The sequence below is a fragment of the Lentzea sp. genome, from assembly GCF_035525475.1.
Lineage (GTDB): Bacteria > Actinomycetota > Actinomycetes > Mycobacteriales > Pseudonocardiaceae > Lentzea.
In genome coordinates this window covers 1-20,286 of record NZ_DATLEC010000127.1, presented here as the reverse complement: position 1 = coordinate 20,286, position 20,286 = coordinate 1, and the positions used below count along the sequence as shown (strand labels likewise).

General features: G+C 71.6%; 23 protein-coding genes. 11 read left to right on the top strand and 12 right to left on the bottom strand.

Translation table 11 applies throughout. The annotated features are described in order from the left end of the window. Positions 1–53: 53 nt before the first annotated feature. Genes VM306_RS21465 through VM306_RS21450 form a run of 4 tightly spaced genes read left to right on the top strand, consistent with a single transcriptional unit; the run spans position 54 to position 2,954 of the window. Positions 54–692, top strand: coding sequence for a glycosyltransferase family 2 protein (locus tag VM306_RS21465; RefSeq protein WP_325517815.1), 639 nt, complete (start codon positions 54–56; stop codon positions 690–692). Next, complete coding sequence (locus VM306_RS21460; protein ID WP_325517813.1) at positions 689–1,324, top strand: TIGR04282 family arsenosugar biosynthesis glycosyltransferase; 636 nt, start codon at positions 689–691, stop codon at positions 1,322–1,324. The genes VM306_RS21465 and VM306_RS21460 overlap by 4 nt, the downstream gene beginning before the upstream one ends. Then, positions 1,321–1,923, top strand: a complete 603-nt coding sequence (locus tag VM306_RS21455) for a class I SAM-dependent methyltransferase (RefSeq protein ID WP_325517811.1) — start codon at positions 1,321–1,323, stop codon at positions 1,921–1,923. Before VM306_RS21460 ends, VM306_RS21455 begins: the two co-directional genes overlap by 4 nt. After that, entirely contained in the window at positions 1,920–2,954 is a 1,035-nt protein-coding gene (locus VM306_RS21450) for a molybdopterin-dependent oxidoreductase (RefSeq protein ID WP_325517809.1), read from the top strand. Before VM306_RS21455 ends, VM306_RS21450 begins: the two co-directional genes overlap by 4 nt. 326 nt (positions 2,955–3,280) lie before the next feature. On the opposite strand, the gene VM306_RS21445 is transcribed toward VM306_RS21450, so the two are convergent. Next, positions 3,281–4,096: a hypothetical protein gene (locus tag VM306_RS21445; RefSeq protein ID WP_325517807.1), complete on the bottom strand. Its 816-nt coding sequence runs from the start codon at positions 4,094–4,096 to the stop codon at positions 3,281–3,283. Next, positions 4,096–4,956, bottom strand: a complete 861-nt coding sequence (locus VM306_RS21440) for an ABC transporter ATP-binding protein (RefSeq protein ID WP_325517805.1) — start codon at positions 4,954–4,956, stop codon at positions 4,096–4,098. Before VM306_RS21440 ends, VM306_RS21445 begins: the two co-directional genes overlap by 1 nt. Positions 4,957–5,055: 99 nt before the next feature. Between VM306_RS21440 and VM306_RS21435 the strand changes: the two genes are divergently transcribed. Then, positions 5,056–6,108 carry a sensor histidine kinase gene (locus tag VM306_RS21435; RefSeq protein ID WP_325517803.1) on the top strand — a complete coding sequence of 351 codons (1,053 nt, stop codon included), beginning with the start codon at positions 5,056–5,058 and terminating at the stop codon, positions 6,106–6,108. Continuing rightward, a complete protein-coding gene (locus tag VM306_RS21430; RefSeq protein ID WP_325517801.1) occupies positions 6,105–6,749 on the top strand; it encodes a response regulator transcription factor in 645 nt (214 codons plus the stop codon). The genes VM306_RS21435 and VM306_RS21430 overlap by 4 nt, the downstream gene beginning before the upstream one ends. Here the strand turns inward: VM306_RS21430 and VM306_RS21425 are convergent. Together VM306_RS21425 and VM306_RS21420 are read right to left on the bottom strand one after the other, a co-directional pair. Beyond that, a complete protein-coding gene (locus tag VM306_RS21425) occupies positions 6,735–7,355 on the bottom strand; it encodes a DJ-1/PfpI family protein (RefSeq protein WP_325517798.1) in 621 nt (206 codons plus the stop codon). The genes VM306_RS21430 and VM306_RS21425 overlap by 15 nt on opposite strands. Beyond that, positions 7,355–8,293: a GlxA family transcriptional regulator gene (locus VM306_RS21420; protein ID WP_325517796.1), complete on the bottom strand. Its 939-nt coding sequence runs from the start codon at positions 8,291–8,293 to the stop codon at positions 7,355–7,357. Before VM306_RS21420 ends, VM306_RS21425 begins: the two co-directional genes overlap by 1 nt. Positions 8,294–8,398: 105 nt before the next feature. Here VM306_RS21420 and VM306_RS21415 point away from each other — a divergent pair, with 105 nt between their 5' ends. Next, on the top strand, positions 8,399–9,403 hold the full coding sequence (locus tag VM306_RS21415; protein ID WP_325517793.1) for a GDSL-type esterase/lipase family protein: 1,005 nt from the start codon (positions 8,399–8,401) through the stop codon (positions 9,401–9,403). Here VM306_RS21415 and VM306_RS21410 read toward each other — a convergent pair. From VM306_RS21410 to VM306_RS21395, 4 genes are all read right to left on the bottom strand, one after another. Next, positions 9,400–10,188: a carboxylesterase family protein gene (locus tag VM306_RS21410; protein ID WP_325517791.1), complete on the bottom strand. Its 789-nt coding sequence runs from the start codon at positions 10,186–10,188 to the stop codon at positions 9,400–9,402. The genes VM306_RS21415 and VM306_RS21410 overlap by 4 nt on opposite strands. A 56-nt stretch (positions 10,189–10,244) precedes the next feature. Further along, a complete protein-coding gene (locus VM306_RS21405; RefSeq protein ID WP_325517789.1) occupies positions 10,245–12,542 on the bottom strand; it encodes a hypothetical protein in 2,298 nt (765 codons plus the stop codon). A gap of 245 nt (positions 12,543–12,787) precedes the next feature. Further along, on the bottom strand, positions 12,788–13,465 hold the full coding sequence (locus VM306_RS21400) for a hypothetical protein (protein ID WP_325517785.1): 678 nt from the start codon (positions 13,463–13,465) through the stop codon (positions 12,788–12,790). Continuing rightward, a complete protein-coding gene (locus VM306_RS21395) occupies positions 13,462–13,830 on the bottom strand; it encodes a YchJ family protein (RefSeq protein WP_325517783.1) in 369 nt (122 codons plus the stop codon). The genes VM306_RS21400 and VM306_RS21395 overlap by 4 nt, the downstream gene beginning before the upstream one ends. Before the next feature lie 95 nt (positions 13,831–13,925). On the opposite strand from VM306_RS21395, the gene VM306_RS21390 reads away from it, so the two are divergent. Continuing rightward, on the top strand, positions 13,926–14,477 hold the full coding sequence (locus VM306_RS21390; protein ID WP_325517781.1) for a DivIVA domain-containing protein: 552 nt from the start codon (positions 13,926–13,928) through the stop codon (positions 14,475–14,477). A 112-nt stretch (positions 14,478–14,589) separates the two neighbouring features. After that, complete coding sequence (locus VM306_RS21385; protein WP_325517779.1) at positions 14,590–15,339, top strand: SDR family NAD(P)-dependent oxidoreductase; 750 nt, start codon at positions 14,590–14,592, stop codon at positions 15,337–15,339. On the opposite strand, the gene VM306_RS21380 is transcribed toward VM306_RS21385, so the two are convergent. The 3 genes from VM306_RS21380 to VM306_RS21370 form a co-directional block, all read right to left on the bottom strand. Further along, a complete protein-coding gene (locus VM306_RS21380; RefSeq protein WP_325517777.1) occupies positions 15,336–15,908 on the bottom strand; it encodes a hypothetical protein in 573 nt (190 codons plus the stop codon). The genes VM306_RS21385 and VM306_RS21380 overlap by 4 nt on opposite strands. Before the next feature lie 148 nt (positions 15,909–16,056). Next, positions 16,057–17,196 (bottom strand): NAD(P)/FAD-dependent oxidoreductase, encoded by a 1,140-nt coding sequence (locus tag VM306_RS21375; RefSeq protein ID WP_325517775.1) that lies wholly within the window; start codon positions 17,194–17,196, stop codon positions 16,057–16,059. Between the two features lie 152 nt (positions 17,197–17,348). Continuing rightward, positions 17,349–18,290: an SDR family oxidoreductase gene (locus VM306_RS21370; RefSeq protein ID WP_325517773.1), complete on the bottom strand. Its 942-nt coding sequence runs from the start codon at positions 18,288–18,290 to the stop codon at positions 17,349–17,351. Positions 18,291–18,409: 119 nt separating this feature from the next. On the opposite strand from VM306_RS21370, the gene VM306_RS21365 reads away from it, so the two are divergent. After that, positions 18,410–18,970, top strand: coding sequence for a TetR family transcriptional regulator (locus VM306_RS21365; RefSeq protein ID WP_325517771.1), 561 nt, complete (start codon positions 18,410–18,412; stop codon positions 18,968–18,970). 1 nt (position 18,971) lies between these two features. Here the strand turns inward: VM306_RS21365 and VM306_RS21360 are convergent, their stop codons facing one another. Beyond that, positions 18,972–19,784, bottom strand: a complete 813-nt coding sequence (locus VM306_RS21360) for an SDR family oxidoreductase (RefSeq protein WP_325517769.1) — start codon at positions 19,782–19,784, stop codon at positions 18,972–18,974. Positions 19,785–19,868: 84 nt separating this feature from the next. On the opposite strand from VM306_RS21360, the gene VM306_RS21355 reads away from it, so the two are divergent. Beyond that, a complete protein-coding gene (locus tag VM306_RS21355; protein WP_325517767.1) occupies positions 19,869–20,285 on the top strand; it encodes a MarR family winged helix-turn-helix transcriptional regulator in 417 nt (138 codons plus the stop codon). Position 20,286 lies beyond the last annotated feature (1 nt).

The following is a 20,286-nucleotide window of genomic DNA, read 5'->3' as shown; positions in this document are numbered from 1 at the left end:
GCGTCACAATTCCGTAAGCACCACAACACTTTCCGATGGTCCAGGGTGGACCCATGGATGTCGTGTTGCCCTGCCTGGACGAGGCCGCCGCACTGCCGGCGGTCCTCGCCTCCCTGCCTCCCGGACACCGCGCGATCGTGGTGGACAACGGGTCTGTCGACGGCTCCCCCGGCGTGGCCGCCTCCTGCGGCGCGCTGGTCGTGCACGAGCCTCTGCGCGGTTACGGCGCCGCTGTGCACACCGGCCTTCTGGCGGCCACCTCGGACGTGGTCGCGTTCGCCGACGCGGACGGCTCGCTGGACCTGGCCGAGCTGCCGGGGATGGCGGCGCTGCTGGGCGAGGCCGACCTCGTCGTGGGGCGGCGGAGGCCGGTCAGCTCCGGTGTGTGGCCCTGGCACGCGCGAGCGGGCAACGCGGTGATCTCGGGCCTGCTGCGGCGCCGCGGCCTGGACGTGCACGACATCGCGCCGTTGCGGGTGTGCCGCCGGGAGGCGTTGCTGGCGCTGGACGTGCGGGACCGGGCGTTCGGCTACCCGCTGGAGCTGCTGGTGCGCGCGGCTTCCGCGGGCTGGCGGGTGATCGAGGTCGACGTCAGCTACCGCGCCCGTGCGGCGGGCACGCGGTCCAAGGTGTCCGGCTCGGTGCGCGGCACGCTGCGGGCGGCGCGCGACATGGCGGGGGTGCTGCGATGAGGTTCTGCCTGCTGGTCATGGCCAAGTCCCCGGTGCCCGGTCAGGTGAAGACGCGCCTGTGCCCGCCGTTGACCCCGGAGGAGGCGGCGGACGTCGCCGCGGCGTCGTTGCTCGACACGCTCGAGGCCGTCCTGGGGACGCCGGGCGCGGTCCCGGTGGTGGCGCTGGCCGGCGTGGTGCGGCGCGAGGACGTGCGGGAGGCGCTGGCGGAGTGCGTGGTCATCCCGCAACGGGGTCAGACCTTCGCCGAACGCCTGGTGAACGCCCACGCCGACATCGCGCGGTTCGGGATGCCGGTGCTGCAGATCGGGATGGACACGCCGCAGGTGACGCCGGAGCTGCTGGCGTCGTGCGCGGAGTTCGAGGAGGCGGCGCTCGGGTTCGCGCTGGACGGCGGCTGGTGGGCGCTGGGGCTGCGCGACCCGCTGCGGGCCCGCGTGCTGCAAGACGTGCCGATGTCCCAACCGGACACGGGGACCCGGACGTTCGAGGCGTTGCAGGAGTCGCGGGTGCGGAACCTGCCGATGCTGTCCGATGTGGACACGATGGCGGACGCGAGCGCGGTGGCCGCGCAGGTGCCGGGAAGCCGTTTCGCCGCCGCGCTCACGAGGATCGCGGCGGTACCCCGATGATGTTCGACCAGGCCCTGAAGGGCCGCCCCAGCTGGCTCGACCTCCCCGGCGCCACCCCGCGCGAGCTCAGCGTCACCCGCTGGCAGGCCGACGCCGACGGCGGCGACGACGACGTCCTCCTCGACGCCTGCACCGGTCCCACCCTCGACGTCGGTTGCGGCCCCGGCCGGCTCGTCGTCGCCCTGCTGTCCCGCGACGTCCAGGCGCTCGGCGTCGACGTGTCCCCCGAAGCCGTGCGCCGCACCACCGAACGCGGCGGCATCGCGATCCGCCGCGACGTCTTCGACCACCTGCCCGGCGAAGGGCGCTGGCAGCACGTCCTGCTCGCCGACGGCAACATCGGCATCGGCGGCGACCCGGCCGCGCTGCTGCGCCGCGTGCACCGCCTGCTCGAGCCCGGCGGAACCGTCGTCGTCGAGGTCGAGCGGCCGGGATCCGGGCTGACCGTAGGACAGGCCCGCGTGCGGACCGGGGGCACGCACAGCTCCTGGTTCCCGTGGGCCTGGGGCGACGCGGAGTCCCTCACCACCGACGGGTTCTTCCCGCTGTGGCAGGCCGAACGCGCCGGCCGCTGGTTCGCCTGTTGGGAGAAGTTGTGAAGTTCCGGGCTCCGGCGCACCACACGGGCGTGACCAGCCGGGTCGGCACGTGGCTCGGGATCGCGTTCGGGCTGTGCTTCGTCACCGGGCTGATCAGCCACGGCGTGCAGCACGACTGGCCGTGGCCGACCCGCCCGGTCGACCTCTACCGCGTCACCCAGGGCGTGCACGTGGTCTCCGGGGTGGCGTCGATCCCGTTGCTGCTGGCCAAGTTGTGGACCGTCTACCCGAAGCTGTTCGAACGGCCGCTGGTCAGGAACGTGCCGCACGCACTGGAGCGCGGCTCGATCTCCGTGCTGATCGCGGCGTCGTTCTTCGAGCTGGTGACCGGTCTGTTCAACGCGGCGCAGAACTACCCGTGGTCGTTCTACTTCCCCACCGCCCACTACGCCGTCGCGTGGATCGTGACCGGTGCGCTGCTGGTGCACATCGCGGTGAAGATCCCCCTGATCAGGAGAAGCCTCGAACCCGCGTCCGAGGAACGGACCATCCTGTCCCGCAGGGCTTTCCTCAGGACGACCGCGCTGGCGACGGGTGTCGCGGTGGTCGCGACGGCGGGCGTCACGGTGCCGTGGCTGCGCAAGGTCTCGGTGCTGGCCTGGCGGTCGGACGGCGACCTGCCGGTGAACCGGACCGCGAAGGCCGCGAACGTCGTCGTGCCGCAGGACTGGAAGCTGAAGGCAGGCGGGAGGAGCTACTCGCTCGCCGAGCTGAAGGCCATGCCCCAGACGACGGTCGACCTGCCGATCGCGTGCGTCGAGGGGTGGAGCCAGAACGCGACCTGGACCGGCGTCCGGGTCGCCGACCTGGTCAGCGGGGGCGACGTCCGGGTCGAGTCGCTCGAGGAGGACGGGCTGTACCGGGCGACCACGTTGCCCGAGGCGTTCGCACGCGATCCGTTGACGTTGCTGGCATTGCGGCTCAACGGCGAGGAACTGAGCCCGGATCATGGCTACCCGTGCCGGCTCGTCGCACCGAACAGGCCTGGCGTGTTGCAGACGAAGTGGGTCACGTCGTTGGAGGTCCAGTGAGGATCGCGCTCGCGGCACTCGGTGTGGCGCTGGGAGCGTGGGGCGCCTGGCTGCTCCTCCCCCAGGTCACCGTCGAGCTCCTGATCTGGCTCGGCGGCGGGGTGGTGCTCCACGACTTCCTCGTCGCCCCGCTCGTCGGAGCGTCGGGGCTCGTCGTCAAGCGGACGTCCGTCGGCGTCGGGCTCGTCGTCAGCGGTGTCGTCGGGCTGCTCGCGGTCCCGTTGCTGTGGCGGGAGTTCAGCGGTCCGGTCAACCCCGGCCTGCACGACCGCGACTACGTCACCGGAGTCGCGGTCGTGCTCGGCGTGGTCTGGGCCGCGGTGGCCCTACACGAGGTCGCGGCGCACCTTCAGAATGGTCGCCGCCCCGACGAAGACCACGACGTACCCGGCGAGGAACAGGGCCGCGGTCGTGCCGCTGAGGCTCGTCAGCACGCCGGGCGCACCGGACCCTCCGACGGCACCGGCGAGGTTGCCCGCCGACCCGCCGGGCAGGACCTCGGTCAGCGACTCGACCGGCCCGAGCAGGGAACCCACGCCCCGCAACAGGTTCTCGGTGACGATCGCCCACATCAGGCCGAGACCGACGGCCAGCGCGGGTCCCCTGGTGACGACGCCGAGGAAGACGCCGAACCCCGTCCACATCGCGGCGATCAGCAGTGACGCGCCCAGGGCCTCCAGGGCGGCGGTGCCGGGCAGCTTCCAGTCCCAGCCCTCCAGCGACGCCACGGTGATCGCCGCGCTCAGGTCGACCACGAACGTCAGCGCCACCAGGACGACCACGATGATCGCGAGCGCCCCCACCGTCCCTGCCATCGCCGAGACACGGCGCGGACCGGCGGTCAGCGTGGTCTTCCAGGTGCCCCAGCCGTAGCCGCTGCCGACCGCCAGGGCCGCCAGCACCAGAATGATCGCGCCGCCGAACATCGGCAGGCCGCGCACGACGGCGGCGCCGACGTTCTCGGGCTGCATCGCGCTGATCAGTTGCTGCTGCGAGAAGCCGCGCGTGTTGGTGCCGCCGTCGAGGGCGATGTAGTTGAACACGTAGCCGAACGTCAGCGTCATCACCAGCCACACGCCGATCAGCACCCACGTCGCCGGCCACTTCCACAGCCGCAGCAGTTCCGCCTTCACGCTGCCCATCACGCCACCCCCGTCATCTCGAAGAAGACCTCTTCCAGGGTCCGGCGCAGCGGCCGGACCTCCCGCACGTCCACGTCGGCGTGCACCAGCATCCGCACCAGCGCGCCGGCGTCCGCCTCCCGCACGTGCAGCACGTCGCCGCGCAGCTCGCTGCCCTCGACGAGGACGTGCGCCTTCTCGATCGGATCGGCCTTGATCAGCAGCACGGTGTCGCCGCGCAGCTGCTCGACCGTGCTCTCCGCGACGAGCTTCCCGTTCGCGATCACGCCGACCCTGTCGCAGATCTCCTCGACCTCGCCGAGCAGGTGGCTCGACAGCAGCACCGTCTGGCCCTGCGCGGCGAGTGCCCGCACCAGGTCGCGCATGTCGGCCATGCCGGCGGGGTCGAGGCCGTTGGTCGGCTCGTCGAGGACGAGCAGCTCCGGCCGGCCGAGCAGCGCGGCCGCGACGCCGAGCCGTTGCTTCATGCCGAGCGAGTACCGGCGGAACTTCTCGTTCGCGGCGCCCACCAGGTCGACCTGCTCCAGGACGGCCTCGACGTGCGTCCTCCCGGCACCCCTGCGGGCCGCGTGCACGCGCAGGTTGTCGCGGCCGGACAGGTACGGGTAGAAGCCAGGCCCCTCGATGAGCGACCCGACCTTCAGCAACGCCCTGGGCGTGCCCGGCGCCTCCCCCAGCACGCTGGCCGAACCGCTGGTGGGTCTCACGAGTCCCAGCAGCATGCGGATCGTGGTCGTCTTGCCCGCGCCGTTGGGACCGAGGAACCCGTAGACCTCACCCCGCCGCACGGACAGACTGACCTCGTCCACCACGGCGCGGTCGCCGTAGCGCTTCGTCAGCTTCTCCGTCGTCACGATCATGTGCTCAACAGTGACCTGCCGGGCCCTCGCGGGCGTCCGCTCGGGAGCGTCGTCAAGATACGCACATCTGCGTACGTCCCCGGTCGTATGGTCGGCAGCATGCGCATCAAGTGGCAGGACAGCGCGCTCACGGCGGCGCTGCTGTTCTTCGGCCTCGCAGGCACGCGGTTCGCCGCACGGTTGCAGGGCGCCGCGGTACCCCTCGACGCCCTGGCGTACGTGCTCATCGTCGTGTCGGCCGGCGGCCTGCTGTTCCGCTCCGTCCGTCCGCTGTGGACGGTCGGGATCACGATCGTGCCGATCGTGGTCTACCTGGCGCTGGGCTACCCGTACGGTCCGATCCTGATGAGCGGTGTCGCCGCGATCTACGCGGTGGCCCTGTACGCGCGCATCGAGCTGGCGGCCGCCTGCGCCCTGCTGTACGCGCTGGCGCTCCTCCCCTGGTGGAACGACTCGCTGACCTCGTGGGTCACCTGGTCCGCCGGCTGGATCCTGCTGCCCGGCGCGGCCGGCGCGCTGATGAAGCTGCGCCACCGGTCCGTTGTGGACACCCGCGAACGTGCCGTGATCTCCGAACGACTCCGGCTCGCCCAGGAGGTCCACGACGTCGTCGGCCACGGGTTGAGCGTGATCGCCATGCAGGCCGGTGTGGCCCTGTACGTGCTGGACAAGGACCCCGCGAAGGCGCGCGCCTCGCTGGAGGCGATCCGCGACACGTCGAAGGAGGCCCTGGACGGCCTGCGGTCCGAACTGGACACCCTGCGCGGCTCGGCCCCTCTGACACCGACGATCACCCTCGCCGACGTCCCGGCGCTGGCGTCGCGGATGCGCGAGGCGGGACTGGAGGTCTCGGTCGAGGTGGAGGAGATCTCCCTGCCCGGCACCCACCAGCTCGGCGTGTACCGGATCGTGCAGGAGTCGCTGACCAACGTCCTGCGCCACTCCTCCCCCGGCGTCACCGCGTCCGTGCGCGTGCACACCGTGCGGGACGAGCTGGTCGTGCAGGTGACCGACACCGGCACACCGAGCACGTTCACCGAGGGCCACGGCATCACGGGCATGCGTTCCCGGGCCGAGGCACTCGGCGGCACGCTCGAGGTCGACGGATCCCACGGCTTCGCCGTGATCGCGCGGATACCGTTGCCCTCATGATTCGCGTGGTGGTGGCGGACGACCAGCCGCTGGTCCGGATGGGACTGCGGACGTTGATCGAGACCGAGGACGGCGTCCAGCTCGCCGGCGAGGCCGCCGACGGCCGCGAGGCGTTGTCGCTGATCCAGTCGGTGAAGCCGGACGTGGTGTTCCTCGACATCCGCATGCCGCTGATGGACGGCCTCGAGGTGCTGCGCCGCGTCTCCGCCGACCCGGCGTGCGCCGAGGTCCGGATCGTCATGCTGACGACGTTCGACCTCGACGAGTACGTCTTCGAGGCGCTGCGGACCGGCGCGTCCGGGTTCCTGGTGAAGGACTCCGACCCGGCTGACCTGCTGCGCGCCGTGCACGTCGTGGCCGACGGCGGTTCGCTGCTCTCCCCGTCCGTCACGCGCCGGGTGATCGACCGGTTCGCGTCCGGCGCGTCGGCGAGGCCCGTGCCGCACCTGGACAAGCTGACCGAACGCGAGCGGGAGATCATGCGGCACGTGGCGTCCGGCGCGTCCAACGACGAGATCGCGGACCGCCTGGTGATCTCGCCCGCGACCGTCCGCACGCACGTGTCGCGGGCGATGGTGAAGCTGGGCGCGCGAGACCGCGCCCAGCTCGTGGTGTTCGCCGTGCAGTCAGGCCTGACGTGACGCGAGCGCCGTCCTGAGCCCCTCCGTGATCTCCGGCGGGATCGAGTCGTACGAGCGCGGCGGCTGCGGGTCGTACTCGATGCCGACCTGCACCGCCTGCGCCACCACCTCGCCGAACTCCGCCTCGACCAGCCGCAGCGCCATGTCGATGCCCGCCGACACGCCCGCGCCGGTGACGACCTTGCCGTCGAACACGACGCGGTCCGTCGACACCTCGACCCCGCGCACCTCCAGGTCCTCGCGGGCGGCCCAGTGCGTGGTCGCCCGCGAGACCAGGCCGGCCTCCGCGAGCAACGTCGACCCGGTGCACACCGACGTCGTCCACTTCGTGGTCACGTGGATCGCGCGCAGCCACGTGACCAGTTCCTCCGACTCCCGCAGCACCTGCTTCCAGTGCCCGGAGCCCGGCACCACGACGATGTCGGTGGACTTCACGTCGGCGAACGTGTGGGTGGGCTGGACGACCAGGCCGTTGTCGGACCTGACCGCGTCGAGCGTGGCGGCGACGAACTTCGGCGTCACGACCGGCACGGACGCGAGCACCTCGAACGGCCCGATCAGGTCGAGCGCCGTCAGGTTCGGGTAGAGGACGAACGTGGCTTCCATCAGGCAACTCCGGTTGTCCGGAAACGGGCGCGGTAGCTGCCCGGCGACACGCCGAGCACGCGCAGGAAGGCCCGGCGCAGGGTCTCGGCGGAGCCGAACCCCGACTGGCGGGCGACGAGGTCCAACGGGTCCGCGGTGCTCGCCAGGCGGTCGGCGGCGGCCTCGACTCGGGCTCGTTCGACGTACTGGGCGGGCGAGACGCCCACGTTGCGAGAGAAGACGCGGGCGAAGTGCCGCACGCTCATCATGGCCTTGCGCGCCATGACCGGCACCGTCCACTCGCGGGTCGGATCGGCGTGGATGTCGTCGAGCAACGCGCGCAGCGAACCGTCCGAGACGGGCTTCGAGCGGGTGTGCACGCTGAACTGCGACTGCCCGCCGGACCGCTGCAGGAACACGACCAGGTACTGCGCGATCCTGCGGGCGAGCGCCGGTCCGTGGTCCTGCTCGACCATGGCCAGCGCGAGGTCGATGCCCGCCGTCACCCCCGCGGACGTGGACACCTGCCCGTCGCACACGAAGATCGCGTCCGGTTCGACCTCGACACCGCGGTTCTCCAGCTCGCCGGTGAACGCCCAGTGCGTGGTCGCCTTCTTGCCGTCGAGCAGCCCCGCGCTCGCCAGCACCACGGCGCCCGTGCACACCCCTGCGACCCGGCGCGACCTCGACGCCAGGCGCCGCAGGTTCGTCGTGAGCACCGGGTCGGCCGCGGCGTCGTCATATCCCCAGCCGCCGACCACGAGCAGCGTGTCGATCGGACGGTCCAGCGTGCGCAGGTCGGCACCGGCCTCGACCCGCACCCCGGCCGTCGCGGTGAAAGGCCCTCCCCCGAGCGTGGCGACCGTGACCTCGTAACGAGGTTCGCCGTAGTTCGCCGCCTGGAACACCTCCACCGGTCCCGCCAGGTCCAGCAACGCGGTGCGGTCGTACCCCACCACGACTATCTCCCTCGGATTCCCCACACCTCCACTTTCCTCACGGCGCGTGGTGGCGGCAACGCCAAGGTCCCCTCGCATTCGGCCACCCGCGTAAGCTGATCAGCGATGCGGAGAGTGCTACCCCTCGCGGTGATGAGCCTGCTCACGGTCCTGCTGATCGTGAGCGACCACCCGTTCCCGCCGCCCTCGGACGCCGACCGCGAGTCCAGGACCGCGGTCGTCGCGCTGGGCGACAGCACGATGTCCGGCGAGGGCGCGGGCAACTACGAGAGCGGCACCGACGGCGAACAGGGCGGCAACTGGTGCCACCGCTCGCGTGACGCCGAGATCGGGAAGACGACGATCGAGGCCGACCGGAAGTTCAACCTGGCGTGTTCGGGCGCCAACTCCGAGAAGCTGCGCAACGACCAGCTCCCCCGCCTGCGCGAGATCGCGGGCTCGCACCGCGTCATCGCGATCGTCGTGGCCATCGGCGCGAACGACGACCCGCGCTTCTCCGAGATCCTCAACAAGTGCTTCGAGGCCTGGGGCAAGCGCAGCGACTGCACGTCGGCCGTGGCACCGGAGTGGTCCAAGCGCGTGCGGCGGATGATCCCCAAGGTCGAGAACACGCTCAGCGCCATCCGCCAGACCATGCGCGACTCCAGCTACCTCGACTCGTCGTACCAGCTGGTCGTGCAGTCGTACGCGGCCCCGGTCTCCCCGAGGATGCCGCGCTCGCTGCAGAACCTCTCCGGCTGCCCGCTGCGCACGAGCGACCTGGAATGGGTCGTCGAGGACGCCGTGCCGGAGCTGTCGAACGGCCTGCGCACCGCCGCCTCCGAGGTCGGCGCCCGCTTCCTGGACCTTTCCCGCGCCGGCGAGGGCCACGAGGCGTGCGCGGGCGGTTCCGACACGTCCTCGGAGTGGTTCACGCGGCTGTCCGTCGACTGGGACGGGCTGCGGGACCAGGGCCGGTCCTCGCACGCGTTGCAGGAGTCGTTCCACCCCAACGCCCGCGGTCACGAGCAGATCGGCCGGTGCCTGTCCGAGTTCCTGGCGTCGGACAAGCGGGACGGGGCGTGCGTGCCGCGGCTGGACGGCACGCTCGGGCTCACGACGGAGAGTTAGCTCCAGCGTTTGAGTTCGTCGCGCGGCCAGCCGGGGTCGCCTGTCGCGGCGAACCTCGCCCACGCACGGGCGATGTCGCCGCGGAACATGTCCGGGACGTCGGCGCCGTGGTGGGCCGGTCGCCTTGCGTAGACCGACCGGAACGCGCGCCCGTGCTCGTCCGCGAGCCTGGCCGTGGGCCGCTGGAACAGTTCGGAATCCTCGTCCTCGGTGTGGCACACGAGGAGATCCACGTCGTACGGACCCCGCAACGGCGAGCGCGGCAGGGTGTCGCCGTCCACGATCGGCTGGTACAGCACGACTCCCGGTTCGGCGGCCCGCTGCACCTCGGCGGCCTCCTCCGGCGTGAAGAACCTCCCCGCCAGGCTGTGCGCGATCGCGCGGTGGAACAGGCCCTTCGCCGCCGGCATCACCATCAGGCTCGCGACGGTCTGCGCTCCGGACGACTGGCCGGCGACCGTGACGGTGCCCGGATCGCCGCCGTAGGCGTGGATGTTGCGCTGGATCCACCGCAGCGCGGACACGACGTCGAGCAGTCCCCGGTTGTGCGGGAATCCTTCCAGCGCGCCATATCCGTCCACGGCGAGCCGGTAGTTGCAGCTGACGAACACCACGCCGAGATCAGCCAGGACGTCACCGGCGTACTCCGGCTGCGCGGACGAGCCGACGGTGTTCGCCCCGCCGTGCACCCACAGCAGAACCGGCGCCGGACCGTCCGTTGCGGACCAGACGTTCAACGTGTGCGCGTCGCCGAACGCTCCGGCCGGCTCACCGTCGCAGTCCACCGGCGGGTGGAGGCGCAGCGAGCCGGCCGGAGCCTCGGCGTAGCGGATTCCGAGGTTCAGGCTTCCACCGTCACCCGGTGCGAGACCGGCAGCACGCGCAGGTTGGCCGCCGCCCGTTCCAGCTGTGAGAGGACGCTCGGCCGCAGCCCGGCGATCTCCTGGTCCGCCACCGCGCCCGCCATCTCCTGCAGCAGCACCTGCTGCGGGTGGTCGCCCTCGGCCTCGGCGACGGCCAGCACCCGGAACGGCGTGCCGGGCGGGAAGAGCACGCGCTCCTCCGTGGACACGGCGACGCGGTCCGCCACCTCGACGCGGCGCCCGGTGACCGACCACAGCAGGTACTCGGTGGCGCCCTCGATGCGGCCGACCGGGTTCGCGATGGCGTCCAGCAGGCCGTGCTCCACCAGGACGTCGCCGCTGCGGTAGCGGCGCGGGCCGTTCGGGCCGGTCATGCCCCACACCGTCACAACGCCGCTGTGCACGGGCAGGCGGTTCATGCCCGAGACGATGCATGCGACGTACGGGTGCAACCGGCCGAGGCGTCCCGTGCGCAGCGTGTCGACGACCATCTCCTCGTCCTGCGACACACACGCGAGCAACGCCGTCAGGTCGGTGACCATGGCCTCGAACGCCGCCGGGTCCTCCTCGGCGTCGGGGCGTTGTGCGAGCAGACGGCAGACCGTCGCCGCGTGCACGCCATAACGCTCGCCCAGCGCGCGTCGGACCGTGTCGCGTTCCGTGTCCGAGCTGCTGTGATCGGGCAGAACGGTCTCGCGCTCGCCACTGCCGTCCGCCGGCAGCTCCCACATCGCCAACGGCTGCAGCGGCAGCGGGCCGTCCACGCGGAACCGGATCGGCGCGTAGTCGGGGTCGTCGGACGGGAACGCGGCCTCGTCCGGGTCGTCCAGCGCGTGCGACGTCACCGTCGCCATCGCCGGTCCGGGCTCCATCGACGCGTAGGCGGGGCGTTCCGGCTCGGGTTCGGCCGGCGTGACGGCGGTGAAGAAACCGGTGCCGTTGTCCGCGGACTCGCGCGCCGACAACGCCTGCTTCGCCGCGCTCAACGCCGACGCGAGCTGCCCGGGACTGCTCGAAGGGGCCGTCGCCGGCACAGCGGGGGCCGGGGCAGCGGGCGCCGGTGGTGGGGGCGGAGGCGGGGACACCTTGGAGTCGCAGAACACCAGACGCAGCAGTTTGCGCACCTCGGGCTCGAGGCGTTCCACGAGAGCAGCGCCGTGCACCGCGACCGCACCAGGCGTCGTGCGCCCAGGCGTGCCCACGGTCAGACGCGCCCACTCCGGGTCTACGGGCTGAGAGCGCACCTCGGCCGCGTTGTACGGCTCGTCGTGCTCGCGCACCCACAGGCCCGAGGGCACGACCTCCAGCACGACGCCGTCGCCGAGGGAGAACACACCGGGTGAGACCTCCGCGAGTCCCGGCACCGGCGCACGGTAGCCGGACACGGTCGGGAAGGTCTCGTTCGGCAGGAACGTCACCTCGGTGACGAACGGCCGCCACGTCTGCTGCCCGCGCGGGTCGACCGCGATCACCGCGGGACCGCCGGTGCGCAGGTTGCCGACCGGCAGGCCGGTGAACATCGAGATCGGCTCGCCGAGCTGGTCGGCGACCAGGCGTCCGAGCGAGGCGTCGACGCCGTACGGGACGAGCCGCACGCGCGACCGCGCCGCCTGGGGCAACGCCGTCAGGAGTCGGCAGACCTCGTCGGTCGGGATCGCCGACTGGCCGGGACCGCCTACGACGACCGTCAGCACGTTCTCCCGGCACGGCAGCGCCACGACGGGCCGCGAGTCCTGGGCGGACGGGTCGAACGGCGGCTGCTGCGCGCGCAGCCACAGCCCGGCCGGAACGGGTTCGGAGACGCCGATCTCGCCCGTGGGCCACGAGGAGTTGGGGTCCATCGCCTCCCACTGCGGCACCGGGAAGCGGCGGCCGAACGGCATCGGCGACGCGTTCGGCTGGAACTTCACCCAGCTGCCGTAGCCCTGGGTGCCCACGACGAACGCGGCGCCGGGCACCGTGGTCAGCACGCCGTCCGGCGCCACGACCTCGGCCTGCAGCTGCTCGGACAGCCACTGCGCGGGCGCGGTGGGCCGCATGGAGCCCGCGTGCGAGACCGCGAGCCGGATCGGCCCGCGCCCGCTCAACGCGCTCACGACGTGCGGCCAGAAGGTGCTCTGGTCCCCGCTCGGGAAGTCGACGACGACCACGGTGCGGCCGCGGTCGACCGGAAGGGTGCGCGCGAGGTTGGTCGCGGCCTGGTTCGGTCCCTCCGGAGCGGAGACGACGAGCGTCGCCCCCACGAAGTTCGCCGCGTACGGCGTCCTCTGGGGCACCACCGGTTCCGGCGGTGTCGCCGGCGCCGGGGGCTGCTCGACGGGGTACAGATCCGAGTTCGTGTGCTCGCTCGAACTCGGTGTCTGTGTTTGCTGGTCGCCATGGGCGGCGGCACGTCGGCCCATCAAGCGCCTGATCACCTCCGTGCCATCCCGTTCACTCGCCCTTTCGGCTTAACCGGGCAACGGTGGTGCACGCTATCAAGACGCGATGCATCGCTGTCACCCAGTCGGGTGGTTTGACCTCATCCGACCGATACCCACACGGCCCGCGCTCGTCCGCACACACCGTGAGGACCGATGATCGCCGACGCCGAGTAGGCCTTGCGCCCTTCACGGCCAAGCTCCCACGCCAGGAGCACGTGGTCCACGCCCAGTGCCACCGGTTGCTCCACTTGCGCGACAAAAGTGCCGAGCACGAACGCGGGACCCCCGTCCGGAGCGACGGGCTGCGCCGACGGGCAGTCGAGCGCGGCCCAGACGATCTCCGGCAGGACGGCGGCCCCGTCGTTCGGCAGCGCGTCGGACGGCCGCCAGACCCCTGCCCACTCCTGGCGCCCGTCCAGCGGGCCGAGCAGCGCCGCGATCCCGTCGTCGCGACCGGGACCGCACCCGAAGCACGTCGGGAACGGGTGCCGGTCGCGCCACGGCACCTTCGCGGCGGCCTCGCGCGCCTCGTCGAGGGTCGGCACGGCGGGCACCTCGAGGTCGAGCGCCGCGGGCTCGGCCGACGCGATCAGGTTCTCGCCGTCGACGAGGTCACCATCACGGACCTGCATGTCGCGGTCCAGCGGAATGGGCTTGCGCAGGCGGACGCTCACCGTGCGCGCGTCGACGCAGGCGGCGAGCAGGCCGGCCGAGTACCCGCCGTTGCCCGACCCCGGAGGGCCGTTGAACCGGGCCGCGACCCGCACGGTGCTCATGACAGCGCCTCCGCGTACATCCACTGGCCGTTCTCCCTGACGAACTTGCTGCGCTCGTGCACGACCCCGCCGACGTAGTGCGCGCGGAACTCGACGACGCCCTCGCTCTGCAGCAACCCGCCGTTCTCGGTCGCCACGATCTCGAGTTTCAGCCAGCGGTCGGAGGAGTCGATCCCGGCGCTCGCGGGGCGGTGCTTCGCAGCCCACGTGCGCAGCAGGTAGTCCTCGTCGGACACGGCGAAAGCGCTGTAACGCGAGCGCATCAGCTGCTCGGCCGTGGCCGCGGTGCGGGCACCCGAGTGCAGCGCGCCACAGCAGTCCACATAGGACTGACCCGTCCCGCAGGGGCACAGTTTGGTGTTCACGTCGACATTGTGCCTGGTGAACCCGTTAGAACCGATCTCGCACCACGTACGTACCCCTTGTCAGACCTGACTCGCGGGAAGCGGAGGAGGCCGGCGTGAGCATCGACAGCAGGACTGAGCTCGTACCGTTGCGCACGTGGTTCGGGCTGCGATGGCGCGGCTACGACCGCGACGAGGTGGACGACTACGTCTCCGAACTGGAGGCGGAGCTGCGGCTGGTCACGGCCGACCGCGACGCCTCAGAGGCCCGCGCGGACGCCCTGGCCAGCAGGTTGATGTCGGTCCAGGAGGAGAACGCCGCCCTGCAGGACGGCCTGCAGCGCATCTGCCTGACCCCGATCGACTCGAAGGGCCTGCCGGAACGGCTCGCCCGCATGGTCGCCCTGGCGGAGGAGGAACGCCGCGAGGTCATCAGGGACGCGCAGCTCAAGGCGTTGATGATCGTGGGTGAGGCCGAGCAGCGCGCCCGGCGGCTCGACGAGGAGGCCGCCGCCCGGCGCGAGGACGTCCGCGAGGACTTCCGCCTCGCGATGTCGGCCCGCCGCGCCGAGGCCATGCGCGCCCTGGCAGAGCTGCGCTCCGCGGCACGGGACGAGGCCGAGCGCATCATCGCGGAGGCGAAGGTGCAGAGCTTGCACATCGAGTGACGCGTTCGGGAGGATCAGGCAAGAACGCGACAGCTTCGTTCTGCCGTCCGAACGGTTTTCGCTGGTCTCATTGTCGTAGACGAGAACAGCGAACCGAACAGGCGGTAGGAAAATGTCAGTAGCACTCGTGACCGGCGGCAGCTCCGGCATCGGCTGGAGCACGGCCGTCGAACTGGCGCGGCGGGGCGCCTCCGTGATCCTCACGTACAGCTCGAACGAGGAGGGCGCCAAGCAGGCCGTCGCGGCCATCGAGCAGAACGGCGGCACCGCCGTCGCCCTGCGGCTGGACGTGGGCCGCAGCGACACGTTCCCCGCGTTCCGCGACCAGGTCGCCGAAGTGCTGCGGGAGTGGGGCAGGGACTCGGTCGACGTCCTCGTCAACAACGCCGGTTTCGCGCAGACCGCGCTGTTCCCGGACATGAGCGAGGAGCTGTTCGACAGGTTCTACCGCGTGCTGCTGAAGGGCCCGTTCTTCCTCACGCAGACCCTGCTCCCGCTGCTGGCCGACGGCGGTGCCGTGATCAACACGACGAGCAGCTCCACCGAGCAGGCCGAACCCGGTTACTCCGGCTACGCCAGCATGAAGGGCGCGCTGGTCGTGCTGACCCGGTACCTGGCCAAGGAGCTCAGTCCGCGCCGCATCCGCGTCAACTCCGTCTCCCCCGGCGCCACCCGCACCCGGCTGGGTGACGACGCCTTCGAGAAGTACCCGGAGGTCATCCCCGCCCTCGCCGCGAACACCGCGCTCGGACGCGTCGGCGAACCGGACGACGTGGCGGTGGCGATCGCCGCGCTGGCGGGCGAGGACGGCCGGTGGATCACCGCGCAGAACGTCGAGGTGTCCGGCGGGTTCGGGCTCTAGGCCGCCCGTCGCCCTGAGGCAGGGGTAAATCGCTGCTCCAGCGGTGGATGTGGCGCGTACCGTGCGGCTGCGGTCGGCGATCGCGCGCACCGGCGGCTCGCGGAGACGGACGCGCGGACGCGCGGACGCGCGGACGCGAAGGAGCGCATGGTGCCAGGAGCTGTACTGCGAGGGGTGACCCTGGACTGCGCCGATCCGCGGACGCCGGCGGGTGCTCCTGGATCCGGCGGGCCACCCCTTCTGCCTGACGTCTTCCTGACACCACCGTCCGACCCCTGGCGCCAGGCGAAGAACCGGTTCATGCCGTCCACATCGGACAGGAACGTCTCGATCCTCGCCACCTTGCCGTCCCGCAACGTGAAGACGGTGGCCAGGTGCTCGTCCAGCACCAGGTCGCCTCTGGTGGCGGTGTTGTGGAGGTTCAGCGCCACGTTGTCCCGGCTGACGAGCACGTGCAACAGGGCGAAGTCCACTCCGTACGACGAGATCAGCCGAACGCGGCCGACCACGCCGTCCGGTCCCTCCGCGGTCCCGGAGATCCGGTTGTCGCCGGGCAGCGTCCAGGTCACGTCCTCGTGGAGAACGACGAGGGTCCGGCCAGGGGCGACATCACCATCGAGGCGGTGCTCGCGGCGCTGGACCACCCGCTGAGGTTGCGGGTGGTCCGCGCGCTGGCCGCGACGGCGGAGATGACCTGCCAGCAGATCCTCCCCGAGGTCACCAAGAGCACCGCCGGCCACCACTGGAAGGTGTTGCGGGAGGCCGGGGTCGTCGAGCAGCGCCGGGACGGGCGGTACCTGTACCTGCGGCTGCGGCGCGAGTACCTCGACAGCCGGTTCCCCGGCGTGGTGGACGCCGTCGTGCGCGGCTGAGGGTCAGGGCAGGGGGTTCTGCGCCATGTGCTGCTCGCCGGTCCTGGCGGACTCCCTGACCACGGGCCCCGCGCCCGAGAGTCGGTGTCATGGCGTGGATCGCGTCGCCGAGCAACGTGACGTTCGTGGGCTCGTCGAGCGTGGCCGGCACGCTGGTGCGCATCGCGACGGGGAAGAACGACTCCGGATCGGCGTGGCGGACGAGTTCCGCGGCACGGCCGGGCCAGTCGCGCAGTGCTTTCGCGGCGACAGCGCGGAGTTCCCTCCCGTCACCCGGTTCGGGGAAGTACTCGTGGCGGCCTCCCACGACGCACACGACGTAGTCCTCCGGGTAGCGCACGGAACCGAGGCCCAGGAGGACTTTCCGGTCATCCGAGGCGATCGTGAAGATGTCCGTGAGCGTCTCGGCGGGGACGAACGGCTCGGCGACTGCCATCGGCAGACGGCCGTAGAGGGCGGTGATGCCCGCGTCGGCGGTCCGGCAGTGCGGAGCCCGCTGCCGGCGCACCGCGGAGCCGATGCCGTCGGCGCCGACGAGCACATCACCACTCGCCGTCGTCCCGTCGGCGAAGAACGCGGCCACCCCACGTGCGGTGCTCTCGTAGTGCGTGAGCTTCCGTCCGAAGTGGACCGCGTTCGCCAAGCCGCTCAACAGGATCCGCCGCAGGGCAGCCCGGTCGACGTTGGCGTGCTCTCCGTGCTCCGGCAGGCGTTTCACCACCGACAGGTCGGTCGCGAGGACCGTGGTGAACGGCTCGGTGCGCACGGCCGCCACGTCGAACCCGGCCCGCGGATCGGCGGGGAGAACCTCGCGGGCGGCGTCGATCGCGTCCGCGTCGAGGTGCAGGCGGTAGCCCTGGGGCCGCTCCCACGGGCTCGCGTCGCGTTCGAAGACGGCGACGCCGATGCCGTGACGGCGGAGCGCCTGGGCGAGGGTGAGGCCGCCGAGTCCGGCGCCGATGACGAGAACGTTCAGGTCGGGCATGGTCGTCCTTTGGTCGATGGTCGACAAAGGACGCACTGGTGACCTGGGAACAGGTACTTGCACGAACGCTCACGCGTCGCCCGGACTACCCACCGGGCAGTGACTTTCGCACGTCGGCGCGACTCTAGGCACCGCCCGCGCGATCCCGCAAGTCAGTGCGCGGACCAGATCTCCTCGGCGCGGGCCGAGGCCTCCCGGGTGAAGTAGTCACCGGTCGCGAGGTCCTCGAGCAACGTCGCGTGCTCCGGCCTCCAGCCCAGGAGCGCCTGGGTGTGGTCGCTGGAGACCGGCACGTCGAGCGAGAAGAACCTTGCCAGGAAAGGGTTTCCGAGGTGCTCGGCGGCCTCGTCGATGGTCAGCGAGGCGGTGGGGAGGCCGAGGGTCCGTGCGATCTGCTCCGCTACACCCCTGATCGTGACGGCGCTTTCGCCGACGCCGTGCAGCACCGAGCCGGTGGGTGCCTGTTCCAGCGCCAGCCGGAAGAGGACCGCGGCATCGCGGCGGTGGACGGCGGGCCAGCGGTTGGCGCCGTCACCGATGTAGGCGGAGACGCCCTTCCTGCGGGCGGCCGCGATGAGCGCCGGGACGAACCCGTGGTCACCGGGCCCGTGCACGGTCGGCGCCAGCCGCACGACGCTGGACCGGACCCCTCGATCGGCGAAGGCGAGGCACGCCCGCTCCCCCGCGATGCGGAACGCGGCGACCGAGCCGGGATCCGGCGCGTCCAGCTCGGTGCTGACCCGGCCGGCCCTCGTCACCAGCGTGCCGGACGTGCTGACGAACGGCTTGCCGGTGCCCGCCAGCGCCTGCCCGAGCGCCTCGATCGCGGAGCGGTCGCGGCGGACGAGGTCGTCCGGATCGGCGAAGTCGCCGCCGTACGCCATGTGCAGGACGCCGTCGGCGGCTTCAGCGCCGCGGCGCAGGCTGTCGTGGTCCTCCAGATGACCGCGGTGCACCTGCGCGCCCAGTGACTCCAGCCGCGCGGCCGCTGTGTCCGAGCGCGCCAGGCCGGTGACGATGTGACCCGCGGTGATGAGTTCGGTGACGACGGCCGGACCGGTCTGGCCGGAGCCGCCGGTGACGAAGACGTGCACGGGTTCCCCTTGATATCAGTGACTGGCGCTTCTTAGCGCCAGTCACTGACTCTACGCGTAACGTCAGCGGCTGACACAACATGACGCCAGTCACTGACACAATGCGGTAGCCTGCGCGTGTGCCACGGAGTGGAGCGGAAGCGCGCCGCCGCCTGCGGGAGGCGGCACTGGAGCTGTACCGGGAACGCGGGTTCGACCAGACCACCGCGGCGGAGATCGCCGCACGGGCCGGGGTCAACGAGCGCACGTTCTTCCGGCACTTCCCGGACAAGCGCGAGGTGCTCTTCGACGGCGAGGCCGATCTGCGCGCCGCGCTGGCGCGCGCGGTCACCGAGGCCCCGGCGGAGCTGACGCCGTTCGAGGTGTTGCTGCGCGCTTTCCGTGAGTCAGCGCGGAACCTGGAGAAGACCCACCCCTACTCGGCACCGCGGTGGGAGGTCATCGCGGCGACCCCGGCACTGCGCGAACGCGAGCTCGCCAAGCACGTCCTCCTCACGGAAACCGTGGCCGAGGCACTGCGCCACCGCGGCGTGGGCGACGGAGTGGCCGACCTGGCCGCCCGGACCGGCTGGGCCACCTACCAGCACGCCGTCCAGGCCTGGATCGGTGACGCCACGAGGAGTCTGGACGCGCACCTGCTTCAGGCGTTCGACGACCTGCGCGCCCTGTCCGCGAACTGAGTCAGGCGGTGTCGACGACCTCGTGCAGGCCCAGCCGCCGGTTCAACGCACCGGTGGCCCGCGCGATCACCTTGCGCGGCAACAGACGCGGGACCCACGTCATGGTCCGGTTGAGCACCCGGCTCGCCGTCCGGCCCGGATACGACACCGCACGCCGCCGCGTGAAGTCGTCGAGCGTGCGGGCCGCGACGGCTTCCGGGGTGTCGGCGACCGGGTGGATCGTGGCCGAGGTGCCGTCGAAGAACCCCGTCGCGACGGGACCGGGGTGCGCGGCCATGACGTGGACGCCGGTCCCGCGCAGCTCCTCGGCCAGCGCCTCCGTGAACGACAGCACGAACGCCTTCGTCGCGGCATAGCTGGCCTGGTACGGCATCGGCTGGAAGGCCGCGGTCGACGACACGTTGATGATGCCGCCTGAACCGCGCGCGACCAGGTCGGGGCCGATCGCATAGGTCAGCGCGAGCAGGCCGTCGATGTTGAGCGCCACCGAGCTCAGCTGCGGCCCCAACGGCCGCGTGAGGAACGGTCCGACGCTGCCCGCGCCGGCGTTGTTGACCAGCAGGTCGATGCTCAGGCCGCGCTCGCGCAGCTCACGCAGGATCCGCTCCGGCCCGTCCGGTGCGGCGAGGTCACCGACCACCACCTCCGCACTGCCGCCCTGCTCACGGATGTCCGCGGCCAGCCCTCGCAAGCCCTCTTCCGACCGGGCCAGCACGACCACGCGTGCTCCCCGCCGAGCCAGCTCCACCGCGTACGCGCGGCCCAGCCCCTTGGACGCGCCGGTGACGAGCGCGGTCAGTCCTTCGTAACCCACAGGGTTCTCCTCGTTAGTTCAAGTCTCGAAGTATCGGCGTCCGGCACGATACTTCAAGTCTCGAACTACCGGTAGGATGGGGCCATGACCGCGTCCGACCTCACCGCGGCGGTCGCCGCGGTCTACGACATCTGGATGCGGACCGTCGACGAGATCAGCCCCGTGCTGACCGAGCACCGCCTCACGACGGCGACTTTCCAGGCGCTGTGGGCGATCGCCCCTGACGAGGAAGCACCCTCGATGAAGGTGCTGGCGGAACGCCTCTACTGCAACGCCCCGAACCTGACGTTCATGACCAACCAGCTGACCGACCGCGGCCTCGTGGAGCGCGTGGTGGACCCGGCGGACCGCCGTTCCCGCGTCCTGGTCCTGACCGCCAAGGGACGCGAGGTCCGCGACGAGGTCGTCCGGGCGGTCCTCGAGAAGACCCCGCTGGGCGGTCTGAGCGAGGACGAGCTGCGCCAGCTGACCGGCCTGCTGAGCCGCGCGGTGCGCCGCTAGC